Annotated in this window: 20 protein-coding genes; 15 read left to right on the plus strand and 5 right to left on the minus strand. The window is 61.1% G+C overall.

The annotated features are described in order from the left end of the window. Window positions 1-14 precede the first annotated feature (14 nt). From flgG to LGT41_RS03160, 4 genes are read left to right on the plus strand one after another with little or no spacing between them, the layout of a single operon-like run. The gene (flgG, locus tag LGT41_RS03145) at window positions 15-800 is read left to right on the plus strand and encodes a flagellar basal-body rod protein FlgG (RefSeq protein WP_274128579.1); all 786 of its coding nucleotides are present in this window, start codon (window positions 15-17) and stop codon (window positions 798-800) included. After that, the gene (gene flgA, locus LGT41_RS03150; protein WP_274128580.1) at window positions 800-1,216 is read left to right on the plus strand and encodes a flagellar basal body P-ring formation chaperone FlgA; all 417 of its coding nucleotides are present in this window, start codon (window positions 800-802) and stop codon (window positions 1,214-1,216) included. The genes flgG and flgA overlap by 1 nt, the downstream gene beginning before the upstream one ends. Continuing rightward, window positions 1,216-1,956, plus strand: coding sequence for a flagellar basal body L-ring protein FlgH (gene flgH / locus LGT41_RS03155; protein ID WP_274129649.1), 741 nt, complete (start codon window positions 1,216-1,218; stop codon window positions 1,954-1,956). Before flgA ends, flgH begins: the two co-directional genes overlap by 1 nt. 9 nt (window positions 1,957-1,965) lie before the next feature. Next, window positions 1,966-2,514 carry a flagellar basal body-associated FliL family protein gene (locus tag LGT41_RS03160; RefSeq protein ID WP_274128581.1) on the plus strand — a complete coding sequence of 183 codons (549 nt, stop codon included), beginning with the start codon at window positions 1,966-1,968 and terminating at the stop codon, window positions 2,512-2,514. On the opposite strand, the gene LGT41_RS03165 is transcribed toward LGT41_RS03160, so the two are convergent. Then, a complete protein-coding gene (locus LGT41_RS03165; protein ID WP_274128582.1) occupies window positions 2,511-2,894 on the minus strand; it encodes an ArsR/SmtB family transcription factor in 384 nt (127 codons plus the stop codon). The two genes, LGT41_RS03160 and LGT41_RS03165, sit on opposite strands and share 4 nt — an antisense overlap. A 243-nt stretch (window positions 2,895-3,137) precedes the next feature. Here LGT41_RS03165 and LGT41_RS03170 point away from each other — a divergent pair, with 243 nt between their 5' ends. The 5 genes from LGT41_RS03170 to LGT41_RS03190 all read left to right on the plus strand — a co-directional run bounded on the left by LGT41_RS03170 (window position 3,138) and on the right by LGT41_RS03190 (window position 5,641). Next, window positions 3,138-3,452 (plus strand): AtpZ/AtpI family protein, encoded by a 315-nt coding sequence (locus LGT41_RS03170; RefSeq protein WP_274128583.1) that lies wholly within the window; start codon window positions 3,138-3,140, stop codon window positions 3,450-3,452. Between the two features lie 35 nt (window positions 3,453-3,487). After that, window positions 3,488-4,243, plus strand: coding sequence for a F0F1 ATP synthase subunit A (locus LGT41_RS03175; protein ID WP_274128584.1), 756 nt, complete (start codon window positions 3,488-3,490; stop codon window positions 4,241-4,243). Window positions 4,244-4,284: 41 nt separating this feature from the next. Beyond that, on the plus strand, window positions 4,285-4,524 hold the full coding sequence (locus LGT41_RS03180; protein WP_274128585.1) for a F0F1 ATP synthase subunit C: 240 nt from the start codon (window positions 4,285-4,287) through the stop codon (window positions 4,522-4,524). An 81-nt stretch (window positions 4,525-4,605) separates the two neighbouring features. Beyond that, the gene (locus tag LGT41_RS03185; protein ID WP_274128586.1) at window positions 4,606-5,145 is read left to right on the plus strand and encodes a F0F1 ATP synthase subunit B'; all 540 of its coding nucleotides are present in this window, start codon (window positions 4,606-4,608) and stop codon (window positions 5,143-5,145) included. Window position 5,146: 1 nt separating this feature from the next. After that, window positions 5,147-5,641: a F0F1 ATP synthase subunit B family protein gene (locus LGT41_RS03190; protein ID WP_337993020.1), complete on the plus strand. Its 495-nt coding sequence runs from the start codon at window positions 5,147-5,149 to the stop codon at window positions 5,639-5,641. Window positions 5,642-5,790: 149 nt separating this feature from the next. On the opposite strand, the gene LGT41_RS03195 is transcribed toward LGT41_RS03190, so the two are convergent. Together LGT41_RS03195 and LGT41_RS03200 are read right to left on the minus strand one after the other, a co-directional pair. Next, window positions 5,791-6,435: a YiaD family glycine zipper/OmpA-like lipoprotein gene (locus LGT41_RS03195; RefSeq protein WP_274128587.1), complete on the minus strand. Its 645-nt coding sequence runs from the start codon at window positions 6,433-6,435 to the stop codon at window positions 5,791-5,793. Window positions 6,436-6,541: 106 nt separating this feature from the next. Then, window positions 6,542-7,390 (minus strand): bifunctional helix-turn-helix domain-containing protein/methylated-DNA--[protein]-cysteine S-methyltransferase, encoded by an 849-nt coding sequence (locus LGT41_RS03200; protein WP_274128588.1) that lies wholly within the window; start codon window positions 7,388-7,390, stop codon window positions 6,542-6,544. Window positions 7,391-7,498: 108 nt separating this feature from the next. On the opposite strand from LGT41_RS03200, the gene nth reads away from it, so the two are divergent. From nth to polA, 5 genes are read left to right on the plus strand one after another with little or no spacing between them, the layout of a single operon-like run. Continuing rightward, window positions 7,499-8,143: an endonuclease III gene (gene nth / locus LGT41_RS03205; protein WP_274129650.1), complete on the plus strand. Its 645-nt coding sequence runs from the start codon at window positions 7,499-7,501 to the stop codon at window positions 8,141-8,143. Next, a complete protein-coding gene (locus tag LGT41_RS03210; protein WP_274128589.1) occupies window positions 8,140-9,132 on the plus strand; it encodes an adenosine kinase in 993 nt (330 codons plus the stop codon). Before nth ends, LGT41_RS03210 begins: the two co-directional genes overlap by 4 nt. A gap of 9 nt (window positions 9,133-9,141) precedes the next feature. Next, window positions 9,142-9,525: an HIT domain-containing protein gene (locus LGT41_RS03215; RefSeq protein WP_274128590.1), complete on the plus strand. Its 384-nt coding sequence runs from the start codon at window positions 9,142-9,144 to the stop codon at window positions 9,523-9,525. Window positions 9,526-9,582: 57 nt separating this feature from the next. Continuing rightward, window positions 9,583-9,759: a zinc-finger domain-containing protein gene (locus LGT41_RS03220; protein WP_274128591.1), complete on the plus strand. Its 177-nt coding sequence runs from the start codon at window positions 9,583-9,585 to the stop codon at window positions 9,757-9,759. A gap of 1 nt (window position 9,760) precedes the next feature. Then, window positions 9,761-12,580, plus strand: coding sequence for a DNA polymerase I (gene polA / locus LGT41_RS03225; protein ID WP_274128592.1), 2,820 nt, complete (start codon window positions 9,761-9,763; stop codon window positions 12,578-12,580). Window positions 12,581-12,583: 3 nt separating this feature from the next. Here the strand turns inward: polA and LGT41_RS03230 are convergent, their stop codons facing one another. Continuing rightward, window positions 12,584-13,981 carry an MATE family efflux transporter gene (locus tag LGT41_RS03230; protein ID WP_274128593.1) on the minus strand — a complete coding sequence of 466 codons (1,398 nt, stop codon included), beginning with the start codon at window positions 13,979-13,981 and terminating at the stop codon, window positions 12,584-12,586. A 37-nt stretch (window positions 13,982-14,018) separates the two neighbouring features. Further along, entirely contained in the window at window positions 14,019-14,738 is a 720-nt protein-coding gene (locus LGT41_RS03235) for a competence/damage-inducible protein A (protein ID WP_274128594.1), read from the minus strand. Between the two features lie 97 nt (window positions 14,739-14,835). Between LGT41_RS03235 and map the strand changes: the two genes are divergently transcribed. After that, window positions 14,836-15,648: a type I methionyl aminopeptidase gene (gene map / locus LGT41_RS03240; protein ID WP_274128595.1), complete on the plus strand. Its 813-nt coding sequence runs from the start codon at window positions 14,836-14,838 to the stop codon at window positions 15,646-15,648. Window positions 15,649-15,665: the final 17 nt, after the last annotated feature.

Below are 15,665 nucleotides of genomic sequence, written 5' to 3' on the forward strand. Positions count from 1 at the left end.
AAAGGAGAGACGCTATGAACGCCCTTAAAATTGCCGCGACCGGCATGGCCGCCCAGCAAACCCGGGTCGAGGTTATTTCCAACAATCTCGCCAATATGAACACCACCGCATATAATGCGCGCCGCGCCGAATTTGCCGATTTGCAGTATGAACAGGTGGCGCGTGCCGGCACTGTCAGCTCGTCTTCGGGCACCGAGCTGCCGACGGGTGTGCAGCTCGGCATGGGCGTGCGCACAGCCGCCATTGCCATGAATGTGATGCAGGGCAGCCTGAAGGAAACCGGCGGCGACCTCGATCTGGCAATCGAGGGCCGCGGCTATATCGAGGTGCAGCTTCCCAGCGGCGCCAGCGCCTATACCCGCGATGGCGCGCTCAAGCTTTCGGGCGATGGGCAGTTGGTAACATCCGAAGGCTTTCCGGTTATTCCCGACCTGACCATCCCCGAAGATGCCCGCGCCGTAACGGTCAATGCCGATGGCGAGGTTTATGCCTATTTTGCCGATCAGGCCGAACCCCAGCTTTTGGGCCAGCTTTCGCTTGCGACATTCGTGAACGAGATGGGGCTGGAGGCGATTGGCGGCAACATGTATCTGGAAACATCGGCATCGGGGCAGCCGCAAATCGGCGCGCCGGGGCAGGATGGGCGCGGCACCTTCCGGCAGGGCTATCTGGAAAGCAGCTCGGTCGATGCGGTGCGCGAAATCACCGAGTTGATCGAGGCGCAGCGCGGCTATGAGCTGAATGCCAAAGTCATTACCGCAGCCGACCAAATGCTCGGCGCAACCACGCAAATCCGCTGATGCGCGCGCTGGTCCTTCTGCTTTGCCTGCTGGCCGCGCCCGCCACGGGTCAGGTGGTTGTGGCTGCGGCCCCCATTCGCAGCGCCACGGTCATTACCGCCGAACATCTGGCCCTGTCCGATGCGTTTGTCAGCGGCGGCATCAGCGACCCGGCGCTGATCATCGGCCAAGAGGCACGGGTGAATATCTATGCCGGTCGCCCGATCTTGCTGGCCGAAATCGGGCCGCCCGCTTTGGTGGAACGCAACGCACTGGTCGTGCTGCGCTATTCAAACAACCTGCTCAGCATCACCACCGAGGGCCGCGCGCTCAGCCGGGCGGGACTGGGTGAAATGGTGCGCGTGATGAACCTGTCATCACGGGTTGTGGTCATGGGGCGCGTGCGCCCGGATGGAGAGATCGAGGTCGGTTCATGATGATGCGCGCAACATTTCTAACCCTTGCCCTTGCGCTGCTTGGCGGCTGTCTGGAACGGCTGGCCGATATCGGCCAGGTGCCCTATATGACCCCGGTATCCGATGCGGTTGCGCCCAATGTCTCGCCCGAACGCGCGGCAATGGCCAGTGCCGCGGCGGCGCCCCAGCGGCAATTCTATGCGCAAGGCTCGCTCTGGGCATCGGGGCCAACATCGCTGTTTGGCGACCGGCGCGCCGCGACAACCGGCGATATCCTGACGATCATCATCGACATCAACGACCGCGCACAAATGTCCAACAGCACGGGCCGTGCGCGCAGCGGCAGCGAAAGCATGAGCATTGCCGCACTTCTTGGCCTGCCGGAGCGGATCAATGGCGACCTGCCCGAAGGCGCAAGCCTCGATCCGGCAGCCGATTTTTCCTCAAGCTCGGCCAGCGGCGGCACCGGCACGGTCAACCGCAATGAAAAGATCACCCTGCGTATTGCCGCCACCGTGGTCGATGTGCTGGCAAACGGCCATCTGGTCGTGCAGGGCCTGCAAGAGGTGCGGGTGAATTTCGAACTGCGCGAACTGGCCATCGCCGGCATCATCCGGCCGGAAGATATCAGCCGGAACAACGAAATCACCTATGACAAAATGGCAGGCGCGCGCATTTCCTATGGTGGGCGCGGGCAAATCACCGACCTGCAACAACCCCGCTATGGCCAGCAGATCTTTGATGTGATCGCCCCGTTCTAGGAGCCTGTGATGAAAAAGCTACTGCCTGTATTGCTTGTGATATTCGGCCTGGTTGGCGGCGCTGGTGCCGGGTTGTTGCTGCAACCCAAGCCTGCAGCCTGCCCGGCGTCTGACGCCGAGCAGACCGAAAGCGCCACCCGGCAACCGCTGACAGCCGATGCCGCTTGCGCCACGGATGCCGGCACCGGCGCGGCGACCAGCCCGGCCTACCCGCCCGCCGCCAGCCCGCCCGTGGCCGCCGAATATGTCCGGCTGGAGCGCCAGTTTGTCATTCCCGTCATTTCGCCGGACCGGGTGCGCGCCCTGGTGGTGATTTCGCTTTCAATCGAAACCGATAGCGGGGCCGCCGCCCAGGTTTATGCACAAGAGCCGAAACTGCGCGACGCGTTCTTGCAGGTGCTGTTTCGGCACGCCAATTCCGGCGGGTTCGATGGTGCCTTCACCACGGGCCAGCCAATGGAAGATCTGCGCGGCGGGCTGCGCAGCGCATCGCGCGACGTGCTTGGCGCCTTGTCGCGCGATGTGCTGGTGGTGGATGTCGTGCGCCAGGATATCTAATCAAAATCCGCGTCCGGATCAAAAACCTCGCCCGAGAGCAGTTCCTCATCATCCATGACCGCGGCCAGCAGCCGCTCTATGGCCGAATGCGCTTCACCGCCCAACTGTCCACAGGATTCCAGCCAGACAAGCGCCGCCTGCACGCCAGCCGGTTCGGCCTTGCACAGGGTTTCGCGGCCCTGCTTGCTTTGGCTGATCAGACCGGCGCGCTGCAATATCTGCAAATGTTTGGAAACTGCCGCCAGCGACATATCGAACGGCGCCGCCAGCGCCGCCACCGGTTGATCGCCTGCAACCAGGCGCGCCAGCAAGGCGCGGCGGGTGCGGTCGGCAAGGGCCGCAAAGGTGGCATCCAGCCGGGATTCGGGGTCCAGTTCCATAGCAATCGCCTAGCAGAGCGCGGGTTGAACGGTCAACCGATTGGTTAAGTGTTGCGCGCCGCCGCCCGGAACCCGCCACCTGCGCCCACTGGTCGCAACCAAATTTTTATATTACTTATCAGTATCTTGCGAGAAATCCGCGTCCAATTCCACATGCTTGACAGCGCAAGCCTGCCTGCCTAATGTCCGGCTCAATGAAAAGGCGGGTTTTCGCCGATTCTGAACAGGATTTAGGGGTGGGGCATGGCTGATCAGCCCGATCCAGAGAAGCTGGCGGCGCTCGGCAAGAAGATCGAGGCGCTCAAGGCCGCCCAATCGCCCGAACGGGCGGGGCAAAATGGCTATGCCGATGCCAGCCACGGCTGGCGCATGGTGATCGAACTCGTGGTCGGCGTGATCATGGGTTTCGGAATCGGATACGGGCTGGACAGCCTGTTCGGCACATTGCCGATATTTCTGGTTCTGTTCATCATGTTCGGGTTTGCGGCCGGGTTGCGCGTTATGCTGCAAACCGCTGCGGAAATGCAGAAAAAGGGCGAAAAGCCCGAAGACGAATAGCCCCACGGGGCATAGAGCAAAAGACGAGGTTCGACGTGGCTGTAGAAGCAGAAGTAGAAAGCAACCTGAACATCCATCCGATGGAACAGTTTGTGATCAAGCCGCTTTTTGGTGGCGATACGCTCAACTTTTATACGCCCACCAACCAGACCCTGTGGCTTGGCATTGCCGTTCTGGCAATTTTCGCACTGCTGGTTCTGGGTGTGCGCGGCCGCGCCCTTGTGCCCAGCCGCAGCCAGTCGGTTGCCGAGATGATGTATGGTTTCGTACGCAAGATGGTCGAGGATATTACCGGAAAGCAGGGCCTTGCCTATTTCCCCTATATCATGACGCTGTTCATGTTCATCCTGATGAGCAACCTGCTCGGCCTGCTCCCCTATAGCTTTACCACAACCAGCCATATCGCCGTGACCGGCACGCTTGCGCTGATGGTGTTTCTGGCCGTCACCGTCATCGGCTTCGCCAAACATGGTATCGGCTTTCTCAAACTGTTCTGGGTGATGTCGGCGCCCTGGTGGATTCGGCCCATTCTGGCAATCATCGAGGTGATTTCCTTCTTCGTGCGCCCGGCCAGCCATTCCATCCGACTTGCAGGCAACATGATGGCCGGCCATGCCGTGATCAAGGTGTTTGCCGGCTTCGCCTATGCAATGGGGCTTGGCGCCGTGGTGCCGATCTTCGCAATCACCGCAGTTTTTGGCCTGGAGCTGCTTGTCAGCGCCTTGCAGGCCTATGTGTTCGCAATCCTGACCTGCGTTTATCTGAATGACGCACTTCATCCGGGTCACTAAGGGTTAATTTTTCAAGCATTCCAGATAAATAGGAGACTCTCATGGAAGGCAATATCGTCGCACTCGGTCAGGCAATCGGCGCTGGTCTGGCATCCATCGGCATGGGTGGCGCAGCCATCGGTGTTGGCAACGTATTCGCAGCTTACCTGTCGGGTGCCTTGCGCAACCCTTCGGCTGCCAGCTCGCAGACCGCCACGCTGTTCATCGGTATGGCACTGGCCGAAGCTCTGGGGATCTTCTCGTTCCTCGTTGCCCTTCTGCTGATGTTCGTCGGCGTCTGATTTCGCCTATGGTTGGGGCGGGCTGCATGGCCCGCCTATTCCCGCCGCCCGCCTGGGTGGTAACTGAAATCGGAGGTTTGAATGGCAGGTGACGCCACCGCTGCAGCTGCAGTCAAAGTTGAAAAAGCCGCCGGTATGCCGCAGCTGGACATCGGCACGTTCGGCAACCAGATTTTCTGGCTGCTGATTGCGCTTGTCGCCGTTTATCTGATCATATCCAAGCTGGCCTTGCCGCGCATTGGCGCGATCATAGACCAGCGCCAGGATGCGATTACCGGCGATCTGGCAAAAGCGGCCGATCTGAAGCGCGAAGCCGAAGAGGCCGATGCCGCCTATAATGCAGCACTGGCCGAGGCGCGTGCCGAAAGCCAGCGCATTTCGGGTGAAACCCGTGCGGAAATCCAGAAAGAGCTGGATGCTGCCACGGCGCGGGCCGATGCGGAAATCGCCGCAAAAGCCGCCGAATCCGAGGCACGTATCGCGGAAATTCGGGCGGGTGCCGCACAGGCCGTTGCTGCCGTTGCCCGTGATACGGCTGGCGAGCTTGTGAAAAAGCTGGTCCCCGCTGCCTATGATGAAAAGGCCTTGGACAAGGCTGTAACCGCACGCGCGAAAGGGTAGGATGATGGAGTTTCTGAACGATACCAACATCGTCGTCACCATCGCATTTGTGCTGTTCATCGGTGTTTTGCTCTACGCAAAAGTGCCAGGCAAGGTGACATCCATGCTGGATGGGCGGGCAACCACCATCCGTAGCGAGCTTGATGAAGCCCGCGCCCTGCGCGAAGAGGCACAAACGCTTCTGGCCAGCTATGACCGCAAGAAGCGTGAAGTCGAGGCACAGACCGAGGAGATCGTCGCCCATGCCAAGGCCGAAGCGCGCGCCGCTGCCGAAACCGCCAAGGCGGATTTGAAGGCCAGCATTGCGCGCCGTCTGGAAGCCGCTGACGAGCAGATCACCGCCGCCGAAAGCCGCGCCCTGCGCTCGGTGCGTGATCAGGCCGTGGCCGTGGCCGTGGCTGCGGCAGGCGAGGTGATCGCCGCCAAAATGCCAAAAGCCGATGCAGATGCGATGCTGGATGCGGCCATTGCCGGTTTGGGCACACGCCTGAACTAGGCACAGTTACAGTAATGCTTATAAAACCCGGCCCCCGTGGCCGGGTTTTTTATGCGCGGCCCTGCACGTAGATCGGCCCGACATGCAGCCACCGGGCAAAAAAGAAAAGGGGGCCAGTGGCCCCCTGATCTATCGCGATGTCATCCGCCCTATTGGTTGGGCGTGATGTAAATCTCGACCCGCCGGTTGGCCTGACGGCCCGCTGCGCTGGCATTCGAGGCAACGGGCTGGTTTTCACCCATCCCGAAGGCGCGCACACGGCCCGCCGATACGCCCGAATTGATCAGAACCGAACGCACCGAGGCGGCGCGGCGTTCCGACAGGCTTTGGTTATAGGCCGCATCACCGGTAGAATCGGTGTGGCCGACAACCTCAACCGTGGTGTTGGGGTAGCTTTGCAGGTTCGCGGCCAGGGTTTGCAGGCTGCCGATGAAGCTCGATTTCAGCTGTGCGGAATCTACCGCAAAGGTGATCTGCTCTGGCAGGGTCACGATCAACTGGCTGCCGGTATTGGTGATAACCGCGCCCGAGCCGCCCATTTGCGCGCGCAAGGCACGCTCCTGTGCATCCAGACGGTCACCGATCGCACCACCGGCGGCGGCACCGATCAGCGCCCCGACAACCGCGCCGCGTGTCGAATTGCCCGCAACCTGCGAGCCGACAAGCGCACCAAATGCGGCACCACCAAGCGCACCTGTGCCGGTGTTGTTGGCCGTGCCGTCAGGGTTTGTGCAGCCGCTCAGCGCCAACGCGCCCGAAACTGTCACTACCATCAATGTCTTGAATCCAAACATGGTCACTCCTTCGCTTGAATAGTTCCTGCCAACTAGAGCCTATACACCGAGTCTATTCAAGGGCTTGCAGGCTGAATGCGGTAAAACTGGCGGCAAGTCGCCGATCTCATCGCGCCTCCAGCCGCGCCGATTCCCATGCCAAAAGCGCTCGTTTCACCGGCAATCCCCAGTGGTAGCCGCCCAGTTCGCCGGATTTTCGCAAGGCGCGATGGCAGGGAATGAGCCATGACACCGGGTTGCGCCCCACCGCCGTGCCCACGGCGCGGGCTGCACGGGGGCTGCCAATGGCGCGGGCGATTTCCGAATAGCTGGTGACATGGCCCGATGGGATGGCGAGCAGCGCCTCCCAGACCTTGATTTGCAGCGGCGAGCCGATCATGACCAGATTGCAGGCACCGCTTTGGCCCAAAGCCGACGCCACCCAGGCGCGCAGCGCTTCGGGGTTATGGTGAAAAGCCGCGCGCGGCCAGCGTGCGCGCAAATCTGCCTCGGCTGCGGCGGCACCAATTTCCGCACCAAAGGCCAGCCCGCAAATACCGCGCGCCGTGCCCATAGCCAGAAGCGGGCCGAAGGGCGAGTCAAACCATCCCCAGTTGATGTGCAGCCCCGCGCCGCCAGCGGCATATTCACCGGGGCTCATCGCTTCCCAGCGCACGAACAGGTCATGCAGGCGGCCGGGGCTTGACAGGCCGGTTGACAGCGTGGTTTCCAGCACCGAGAACCGGTTGGCCAGCAGGCTGCGCGCATGGCCGAGCGTTAGATATTGCTGATACCGCTTGGGGCTGACCCCAACCCATTGACTGAACAGCCGCTGGAAATGCGCCGGGCTCAGCCCCACGGCGCGGGCAACATCATCCAGGTTTGGCTGCGCTTCAACCGCGCTGTCGATATAGGCAATCGCGCGGCCAATCAGCCCATAGTGATAGTGTGTTTCGTTTGGGGTTTCACTGTGCATATCGGTTTTCCTTTGGCGCAGTATGGCCCGCGCAACCCGCCCTTCGCCACCCGAATTATGCGCAATCCAAGGCTTGAAATTCTGGCCGATACCATGCCAAGTGGCCGCATGACCGCGCAGCTTGGCTATCACGATATTTCAAAAATCTTTGCCCGTTTCGCGGCAGCCGAGCCGCACCCGAAGGGCGAGCTTGCGCATGTCAACGACTACACGCTGCTTGTCGCCATCGCGCTTTCGGCGCAATCCACCGATATTGGGGTGAACAAGGCCACGGCCGCGCTGTTCGCCATTGCCGACACGCCGCAAAAAATGCTCGATCTTGGAGAGCCGGCCCTGATCGAACATATCAAATCCCTCGGGCTGTTTCGCCAGAAGGCGAAGAATGTCATCAAGCTCAGCCGGATTTTGGTTGATGACTATGGCGGCGCGGTGCCAAGTTCGCGCGCGGCGCTGCAATCATTGCCGGGCGTGGGGCGCAAAACCGCCAATGTGTTGCTGAACATGGTCTATGCGCATCCCGCACAAGCGGTCGATACGCATATTTTTCGCGTGGGCAACCGCACCGGCCTAGCGGCAGGTCGCGATGTGGTTGCGGTGGAACGTGCAATAGAAGATAACGTGCCGGTGCAATATCAACGCCACGCGCATCACTGGCTCATTCTGCATGGGCGCTATATTTGCAAGGCGCGCAAACCCGCTTGCGGCGCCTGTATCATCGCCGATCTGTGCCATTCCGAGGATAAAATACTATGAAGAAGTTTCAGGTCATTGGCATCGGCAATGCAATGGTCGATGTGTTGGCCCGCGTCGACGATGCGTTTCTGGTGGAAAACGGGGTTGAAAAGGGCATCATGACCCTGATCGACACCGCCCGCGCCGCCGAGCTTTACAGCCATATGGGCCCGGCGCGCGAGGTGTCGGGCGGGTCTGCGGCCAATACCATTGCCGGGCTGGCTGCACTTGGCGCGCGCACAGCCTATATAGGCAAGGTCAAGGATGACCAGCTTGGCGCGATTTTTGCCCATGACATGCGCGCACAGGGCGCGGGCTATGACACACCGCTGGCCCCGAAAACCCATGCGGCGGAAACAGGCCGCTGCATGGTCATGGTTTCGCCCGATAGCGAGCGTTCGATGAACACCTATCTGGGCGTGTCCGAATTTCTGGCCCCCGATGATATTGATGCAGCGCAGATGGCCGAGGCCGAATGGCTGTATCTGGAAGGCTATCGCTTTGACGGGCCCGACAGCCAGGCCGCTTTTGCCAAGGCGATTGATGCCTGCAAAGGGGCGGGCGGCAAGGTTTCGGTCACATTGTCCGACCCGTTTTGCGTGAACCGCCACCGCGAGGCGTTCCGCACACTGATCCATGACCATATCGACCTGCTGTTTTGCAACGAGCATGAGCTGAAAGCCCTGTATGAAACCGATGATCTGGACGCAGCTTTTGTGCGTGCGCGCAAGGATGTGCCCATGCTGGCCTGCACGGTTGGCGCAAAAGGCGCCCATGCCACGAGTGGCGGGCAGGACTACCACGACCCTGCCACCAATGCCGCCGTGGTCGATGTGACTGGCGCTGGCGATCTGTTTGCCGCCGGCTTTCTATATGGCGTGGTGTCGGGCCGCGACCCGCTGACATGCCTGCGCATGGGCAACCATGCGGCCGGCGAGGTGATCAGCCATATCGGCGCGCGGCCCGAGGCGGATCTGAAGGCGCTGTTTGGCGCGCATGGTTTACTTTAGGGGGGCAACATGGCCTATTCATACGACGATACCAATATTTTCGCCCGTATCCTGCGCGGCGAAATCCCGTGTTCCAAAGTGCTGGAAACTGAACATGCGCTGGCCTTCAACGATATCGCCCCGCAAGCCCCGCATCATGTGCTGGTCATCCCCAAGGGCGCTTATGTGAATTACGATGATTTTGCCAGCAATGCGACAGATGCCGAGATTATCGGCTTCAACCGCGCCATTGGCGAGGTGATTGCCCAGCTCAACGCCGCCCCCGGCGACGGTGGCCTTGGCTATCGGCTTGTCGCCAATACCGGCGAGGCCGGTGTGCAGGATGTGCCGCATCTGCATGTGCATATTCTGGGCGGGCGGGTGCTTGGCCGGATGTTGCCCGCAGCGCAGTAGCTTGCCGCCCGCGCCAAACCCGCTATTCTAGGCCCGCATTCCGATGGAGTTTTCGATATGACCCAAGACGCCCCCGAAATTGAAGAAGTCACCAAAACCCGCATTGCCTGTGATGGCGGCGCGGGTGGGCATCCGCGCGTTTGGCTGAGCATTCCGGCCGACAAGGGCTATGTCGAATGCGGCTATTGCGACAAGCGTTTCGTGCTGAAAGCCGGTAGCGGCGGGCATCACTGATATGGCGTTTGGCAAGGGCCATCATCTGCATCTGATCGACGGCTCGGCCTATATTTTTCGTGCCTATCACGCCCTGCCCCCGCTGACCCGCGCCTCCGATGGTCTGCCGGTTGGCGCGGTATCGGGCTATTGCAACATGATCTACAAGCTGGTGGAAGACGCCAAGGGCCCCGATGCACCCACCCATGTGGCGGTGATATTCGACCATTCCGGCACGACATTCCGCAACACCATCTATGACCAATACAAGGCCCAGCGCCCGCCCGCGCCCGAAGACCTGAAGCCGCAATTCGCGCTCATCCGCCAGGCGACCCGCGCCTTCAACCTGCCCTGCATCGAAATGGAGGGGTTCGAGGCCGATGACCTGATCGCCACCTATGCCCGCCAGGCGCGCGAAGCCGGCGGGCGGGTAACGATTGTATCCTCGGATAAAGACCTGATGCAGCTTGTCGGTGGCGGCATTGAAATGCTCGACCCGATGAAGAACAAGCGCATCGGCCCCGATGAGGTTTTCGAGAAATTCGGTGTCGACCCGGCCCGCGTGATCGATGTGCAAAGCCTTGCGGGCGATAGCGTAGACAATATCCCCGGCGCGCCCGGTATCGGCATCAAAACCGCCGCTTTGCTTATTCAGGAATATGGCGATCTGGACAGCTTGCTGGAACGCGCGGGCGAGATCAAACAGCCAAAACGCCGCGAAACGCTGATCGAGAAGGCCGACCAGATCCGCATGAGCCGCAAATTGGTAACGCTGAAGCAGGATGTTGAAACCGTCGAAACGCTTGACGATTTTGACGTGAAAGACCCGGTGCCAAGCGAGGTTCTGGCCTTTATGGCGGAAATGGAGTTCCGCACTCTGGCCGAGCGCATGGCCGCCAAGCTCAAGGTTGACCCGCCGACCATTGCCGCCAAGCCCGGCCCCGACATTTCGGCCAGCGGCAGCACGCCCGGCAATGATGCACCCGCCGATGCCACGCCGATCGTGGCCAATCGCTACGAGACTGTGGCCGATGCCGAAGCCTTGCAAAAATGGATCGATGCCGCCTATCGCCGTGGCTGGGTGGCGTTTGATACCGAAACCACCGGGCTGGATGAAATGGTCGCCGATCTGGTGGGCATTTCACTGGCCGTCGAGCCGGGCGAGGCCTGCTATATTCCGCTAACCCATCGTGAGGGTGAGGGCGATCTGCTTGGCGCCTCGACAATGGCCGAAGGGCAAATGCCGCTGAAGGATGCGCTGGCCCGGCTCAAACCCATGCTGGAAGATGCGAGCATTCTGAAAATCGGCCAGAACATCAAGTATGACCTGAAGATCATGGCGCGCTATGGCGTTGATCTGGCCCCGATCGAGGATACGATGCTGATGTCCTATGCGCTTCATGCCGGGCTGCACAATCATGGCATGGATGCGCTCAGCGAGCGGTATCTGAGCCATAAGCCGATCGCGATCAAATCGCTGCTTGGCACGGGCAAATCGGCAAAAACCTTCGATCAGGTGCCCATAGCCGAGGCTACACCCTATGCGGCGGAAGATGCCGACATTACGCTGCGGCTGTGGAAAACCTTCAAACCACGGCTGGCAAGCGCCGGTGTGACCAGGGTTTATGAAACGATGGAACGCCCGCTTGTGCCTGTTCTGGCACAGATGGAGCGGCACGGGATCTTGGTGGATCGTGACCATCTCAGCCGTATGTCAAACAGTTTCGCGCAGAAAATGGCGCAGCTGGAGGACGAGATTCACGGGCTTGCCGGTGGCAGGTTCAATGTCGCCAGCCCCAAGCAGTTGGGCGAGATTCTGTTCGACCAGATGGGCCTTGCCGGTGGCAAGAAAGGCAAGACCGATGCCTATTCGACCGGCGCCGATGTGCTGGAAGACCTGGCCGCCGAGGGCCACGAGCTGCCCGCCCGCGTGCTGGACTGGCGGCAGATGGCCAAGCTGAAAAGCACCTATACCGACGCGCTGCAAACCCATATCAACGCCGAAACGGGGCGCGTTCATACCAGCTATTCCATTGCGGGCGCCAATACCGGGCGCCTGGCCTCGACCGACCCGAACCTGCAAAACATTCCCGTGCGCACTGAGGAAGGCCGCCGCATTCGCGAAGCCTTTGTCGCCGCCCCCGGCAATGTGCTGGTGAGTCTAGATTACAGCCAGATCGAGCTGCGGATTCTGGCGCATATCGCCGAGATTGACAGTTTGCGCCAGGCCTTTGCCGATGGTCACGACATTCACGCCATGACAGCCAGCCAGATGTTCAACGTGCCGATCGAGGGGATGGACCCGGCCATTCGCCGCCAGGCCAAGGCCATCAACTTTGGGGTTATCTACGGCATTTCCGGCTTTGGCCTTGCGCGCAATCTGCGCATTCCGCGCGCCGAGGCACAGGCCTTTATCGACACCTATTTCGAACGCTTCCCCGGCATTCGGGAATATATGGACAGCACGGTCGAATTCGGCAAGGCGCATGGCTATGTGCAAACGCTGTTCGGGCGCAAGATCCATACACCGGAAATCGGTGCCAAAGGCCCGCAGGCGGGCTTTGCCAAGCGCGCCGCCATCAACGCCCCCATTCAGGGCACGGCGGCCGATATCATCCGCCGCGCAATGATCCGGATGCCCGAAGCCATTGCCAAACTGCCCGCCAGAATGTTGCTACAGGTGCATGATGAACTGCTGTTCGAGGTGGAAGAAAGCGCCGTTGACGACACCATTGCCGCCGCGCGCCGCGTCATGGAAGGCGCAAACCTGCCGGCTGTTGATCTGGCGGTAAAAATGACCGTGGAGTCTGGCCAGGGGCCGAACTGGGCGGCGGCGCATTAGCCGCTAGACCAGCCCCAGCCTTTCACGCATTCCATAGCGCCACAGGCCCAGAACCGACGCCACGGTCAACCCGGTGGCCAGCCCCAGCCAGATGCCGACGCCCTCAAGCGCGGTATATTGCGACAGCAGATAGGCGCAAGGCACACCGATTATCCAATAGGAAATCATCGCGAAATACATGGGCACGCGCGTGTCTTTAAGCCCGCGCAACAGCCCCGCCGCCATCACCTGAATACTGTCGACAAGCTGAAAGGCCCCGGCCACGGCCATAAGCGGCACACCGTAAGCCAGCACGGCGGCGGTTTCGGGGTTGGCGGCATCCTGAAACAGGCCGATCAGCGTTTCGGGGATGATCACGAACAGCGCCGCAGCCAGTAGCGATATCCCGCCCCCCATCAGCAGAATAACCTGCCCGGCGCGTTGCACACCCAGCCTGTCCTTGCGGCCCCTGGCAATGCCGATACGCACGGTTGCGGCCTGCGACAGGCCAAGCGGTATCATGAAACTGACCGAGGCGAGCTGTAGCGCAATGCCATGCGCGGCCAGCGGGATCTTGCCAAACCAGCCCATCATCACCGCAGAAAAGGAAAACAGGCCAACCTCGGCCAGCAAGGTCAGCCCGATGGGCCAGCCAACCACCAGCACCTCCATGAAGGCGGGCCAGTCGGCGCGCCAGAACCGCACCATCACTTCGTATTTGCGCACGGCCTTGTGGCGGATCACATAAACCACCAGCAAAAGCAGCGACAGAGTCGATGAGCCAAGCGTCGCCCAGGCCGCGCCTTCAACCCCCAAGGCTGGCGCTCCCCAGTTGCCGAAGATCAGCGCATAGTTCAGCATCGCGTTCAGCGCGGCCGCCCCGAGCGTGAAGATCAGCACAACACCGGCGCGCGACAGCACCGAAAGGAAGCTGCGCAACACAAGGATGAGCAGGTTCGGCACGAGCGACCAGCGCGCAATGGTCAGATACGAATCGGCCACGGCCGACAGGTCCGGGTCTTGCCCGATGGCGATCAGAATTTCTTCAGTAAAAAACATGATCGGCATGACCAGCGCGGCATAGGCCAGCGAAACCCACATGCCCATGCGCACCATGCGGCGCACGGCGCGCACATCGCCCGCCCCCTGGGCCCCGGCCGCCAGCGCGCCAACGGCAGTGCCAAAGCCAAAGCCGGTGATCATCAGCACGAACAGAATATTGGTGCCCAGCACGGTGGCGGCCAGCGCCTCGGTGCCAAGCCAGCCAAGCATCAGCGTATCGGTCACGCCCATCAGCATTTGCGCGAGTTGCGCACCGATCAGCGGCAGGCCAAGCGCCAGCGTCGCGCGGATATGCGCAGGCCAGCTATTGTTCTGTTCAGGGGCAAAACTTGATTCGCCAATTTGGGTTGGGCTCGACATGCGCGGACAGTATGGGCGCCCGCCGCCAAAGCCAAGCCTAAGCGGTGATTTCGCGCAACCGCGCCAGCGCGGCGGAAATTTGCGCCTTGTCCACCCCGCGCACCACAATATCGGCCCCGAAACGCCCGTCACGAATAAAGGGATAAGACCCGAAGCTGAGGTCTGGGAAGGCCGCCGCAATCGCGGCCAAGGGCGTGGCGATCTGGCTTTCGGGCAGGGCGATGCGCAGGCTTTCGGCCAGCAATGGCACACCGCTGGCAAGGCCGGGCAACAGGCCATCGACCATCGCACAAAACACCGCAGGCACCCCCGCCATGACATGCACATTGCCAATGCTGAACCCCGGCGCGCCGGAAACCGGGTTATGGATAAGCCGCGCCCCTTCGGGCACCCGTGCCATGCGGCGGCGCGCTGGGGTCAGATCATCCATGCCGCCAGCATAGTTCTTTGCCAATGCCGCCAGCGCATCGTCACGCTCGCGCAAGGGCACAGCAAAAGCCGCCGCAACTGCGTCGGCGGTAATATCGTCATGCGTGGGGCCGATCCCGCCCGAGGTGAACACATGGTCGCAAGCGTCGCGCAGCGCGTTCAGCGTGGAAATGATCGTCTCGGCCACATCGCCCACCACGCGGATTTCACGCAGGTCGATCCCGCGCGCAAACAGCGCCTTGGCCAGATAATTGCCATTGCTGTCTTGCGTGCGGCCCGACAGGATTTCATCGCCAATCAGCAAAATCGCCGCAGTCGGGTTGGTCATTTCGGGCCTCATTCGGTTGGCAATGGCCTGGCGGGGTGAATTGAAACCCGCCGACATCCTTGCTATATCAGGAAAAACACAAACAGGAATACGTGCTTTGGAAGGTTTAACCCCCGGTCGTCTGACCAAGAACGGCATCAAGCTCTATGAACCCGCCGATTTTGCGGGGATGCGCGCGGCTGGCCGGCTGGCAGCCGAGGTGCTGGACATGATCGCCGAACATGTTGCCCCCGGCGTGACCACGGGTGAATTGAATGACCGTATCCAGGCGCATGTTGAAGGCGCGGGCGCGACCTCGGCCACCATCGGCTATCGTGGCTATCAGCACGCCTCGTGCATTTCGATCAACCATGTGGTGTGCCACGGGATTCCGGGCGACAAGCGGCTGAAAGACGGTGATATCCTGAATATCGACGTGACCGTCATTCTTGATGGCTGGTTCGGCGATACCAGCCGCATGTATGTGGCCGGCACGCTCAGCCGCAAGGCCGAACGGCTGATCGAGGTGACCCATGACAGCCTGATGAAAGCGATAGAGCAGGTTCGCCCCGGCAATACATTTGGCGATATCGGCGCGGCCATCCAGCGTTATGCCGAAGCGCAGCGCATGTCGGTTGTGCGCGATTTTTGCGGCCACGGGCTGGGGCGGGTGTTTCACGCGCCGCCCAACGTGCTGCATTACGGGCGTTGGGGCACCGGCCCCGTGCTGGAACCTGGCATGTTTTTCACCATCGAGCCGATGATCAACCTTGGCCGCCCCGAAACCAAGGTGCTGGCCGATGACTGGACCGCCGTGACGAAAGACAAATCGCTTTCGGCGCAGTTTGAGCATTCGGTCGGCGTCACCGAAACCGGCTGCGAGGTTTTCACGCTGTCGCCCGCAGGCAAGTTCCACCCGACCTGGGGTTAGCGCGGCGTTAACGTCTT

The sequence above is a fragment of the Abyssibius alkaniclasticus genome, from assembly GCF_020447305.1.
GTDB classification, from domain to species: domain Bacteria; phylum Pseudomonadota; class Alphaproteobacteria; order Rhodobacterales; family Rhodobacteraceae; genus Abyssibius; species Abyssibius alkaniclasticus.